The 2035-nt window shown below is 64.5% G+C and carries 2 protein-coding genes and 1 pseudogene; all 3 read right to left on the bottom strand.

The features are described 5' to 3' along the window. Positions 1–739 (bottom strand): phosphonate ABC transporter ATP-binding protein (locus CJ301_RS18440; protein WP_254050209.1); only part of this gene is annotated, 739 nt, incomplete at its 3' end. A gap of 8 nt (positions 740–747) precedes the next feature. Further along, entirely contained in the window at positions 748–1623 is an 876-nt protein-coding gene (locus CJ301_RS18435; RefSeq protein ID WP_099278778.1) for a phosphate/phosphite/phosphonate ABC transporter substrate-binding protein, read from the bottom strand. Further along, positions 1623–2035: pseudogene (locus CJ301_RS18430) on the bottom strand (cytochrome C); the annotation flags it as partial. The gene CJ301_RS18435 and the pseudogene CJ301_RS18430, both read right to left, overlap by 1 nt.

Here is a 2035-nt window from a genome sequence, read left to right as displayed (position 1 = left end):
TCCGCTCTGTGTCCCGGTATAGGTTCGCAGTCGCCTCCTCGCTCAGGTCGGAGGTCGGGACATCGAAGACGATCCGCCCACCGCTTATACCTACGATGCGTTGCGCGAAACGCCGCGCCAGATCGGGCTGATGCGACGAGAACATCGCCGTTGCGCCGCGCGCTCGTGCCGCGCCTGTCAGCAGCGTCAGAATCTCGGCTGCCCGGGCGGGGTCGAGACTGCTTACCGGCTCGTCTGCAAGGATCAGTCGCGGCTCCTGCGCCAGACAGCGTGCGATGGCAACGCGCTGCCGCTGTCCGCCGCTGAGACTGTCGACTCTGCGCTCGGCGAGATCGGCGATGCCGCAGTCGGCGAGCGCGGCCAGCGCAATTTCCAGATCATGCGAAGTCGACGATCCCATCAAGGCGCGCAAGGGCGACATGCGTCCCAAGCGGCCATTGAGAACGTTGCGTAGGACCGTGGACCGTTCGACCAGGGCGAATTCCTGGAACACGAAGCCTGTGTCAGGGCGTCGCGCGCGCAGAGGCGGTCGATCGGGATCGAGCGACGCTCCCAAGACCGAAGTTCGCCCTTGCCAGCCCCGGAGCCTACCGTCGAGCAGTGCCAGGAGCGTCGTCTTGCCCGCACCAGAGGGACCGAGCAGAGCGATGCTTTCCCCCGTGGGAACGAGCAGAGAAATCCTTTCCAGAGCCGGAAGATCCGAACCCGGATGGGCAAAGCTCAGGTCGTCGATCTGCACGGCCGGGCTCATTTCAATAGTCCGTATCGCCTTGCCAAGTCGCGCACACCTTCGTAGGCGGCGGGATCGGCTCTGACGTATCCATCTGGCCCATAAAGAAAGCGCAGTTTGTCGCGGTGCTCTGGCTTGTTCAGCATCATCATGGCATCGACGAACCGCGTGCGCAGGCCAACGTCCAGCCCTGGCCGAGCGATCACCACGTGGCTGGGAATGGCATCGCTCTCCGCGATCCAGGTCACCTGCGACTGCTGCTCCGGCGTGAGCAGGAGATCGGCATACTGACTGGCGCCTGCCGCCGCGACCAGCCCTTCGGCCATCGCCTGCATTGCCTGTTGATAGCCACCCGCGAAGAAGACCCGTCCGAAGAACGCGTCGGCGGCCTCCGGGCGGTCGATCAGCCCCGCGCGCTCGAACTCGGCAAGCGGGTAAAGATAGCCCGACTCCGATATCGGATCGGCGAAGGCGATGTCCCTACCACGCAGGTCGGCGAGCGACTGGATACCGGCGTCGCGGCGAACGAAAACGCGGCCGGTGTAACTCGGATCACCGCGGTAGACCTCGGACAGGAGCGGGATCGCGTCGATCTCGGCCTCGGCCAGAACAAAGGGCAGCGCCCCCATGAAGGAGATATCCGCGTCACCGTTCCTCAACGCCTCGACCGCGGCGGCATGGTCGATGGTGACGAAGCCCTCGACAGGCACGCCGATCTGCTCGGACAGCCAGCCTGTGATGGCCTCGATATCCCCCAGCAGCTTGTCGGGATTTTCCTGCGGAATGAAGGCAAGGCGTAACGTATCATCTTGCGCCGCAAGGGGCGCCGCCAGAAGCACTGTGCTTGCTCCAGCCATGGCCAGAACGGCTCTGCGGTTCAGTTTCGTCGCCATCAGAAGGCCCTTTCGTCAATCGCGTTGGCGTCGGACTTGAACGCGCTCCAGCTTGCTTCCGCGGCCGCCCAGTCCTCGTCGCGCACCGCAGCGCCGACTTCTTCCAGCCCCTTGGCCAGCGCGTAGACATCGGGGCGGGCGGCAAGGTTTGACATGGTGCCGGCGTCGGCCGCGAGATCCGCCGCGACAGTGTCGACCAGCAGCAGGATATGCTCCGCATCCCGTTGTGGGATCAGCGTGTCGAGTGTCGAGGCAAACGTCGTGAGCTCGGAAAATGCCAGCCGGAAGGCTGTGTTTTCGCTGCCGAAGGCCTCATAAGGCTCATCCGCCGCGCCCACAGCTTCCAGATAGGCCGTGAGGTCGTCACGATCCGCCTCGGTCAGCCCAAGCGATTTCGTCTCGTCGAACCAGT

The sequence above is a fragment of the Limimaricola cinnabarinus genome (assembly GCF_002723615.1).
Lineage (GTDB): Bacteria > Pseudomonadota > Alphaproteobacteria > Rhodobacterales > Rhodobacteraceae > Limimaricola > Limimaricola cinnabarinus_B.
This window is presented reverse-complemented; position numbering and strand designations above follow the sequence as displayed.